This is a genomic window from Paraburkholderia sp. J10-1, assembly GCF_905220165.1.
GTDB lineage: Bacteria > Pseudomonadota > Gammaproteobacteria > Burkholderiales > Burkholderiaceae > Paraburkholderia.
In genome coordinates this window covers 1-284 of sequence record NZ_CAJMYW010000092.1, presented here as the reverse complement: position 1 = coordinate 284, position 284 = coordinate 1, and the positions used below count along the sequence as shown (strand labels likewise).

Annotated in this window: 1 pseudogene; it reads left to right on the top strand. The window is 63.0% G+C overall.

Going from position 1 to position 284, the window contains the following annotated elements:
• Positions 1–284: pseudogene (locus tag U5A65_RS40860) on the top strand (hopanoid biosynthesis associated radical SAM protein HpnJ); the annotation flags it as partial.

The window sequence follows — 284 nt, the reverse complement described above, 5'->3', positions numbered from 1 at the left end:
TAAGTCGCGCTGCACGTTCTGCCTGTGGCCGCAGACGGTGAGCGGCCACCGCTACCGCACGCGCTCGGTCGAGAACGTACTGGCGGAAGCGAAGTGGATCCGCGACAACATGCCGGAAGTCAAGGAGCTGATGTTCGACGACGATACCTTCACCGACGACCTGCCGCGCGCCGAAGCGATCGCGATTGGCCTCGGCAAGCTCGGCATGACGTGGTCGTGCAACGCGAAGGCGAACGTGCCGTACAAGACGCTGAAGGTGATGAAGGAGAACGGCCTGCGTCTGT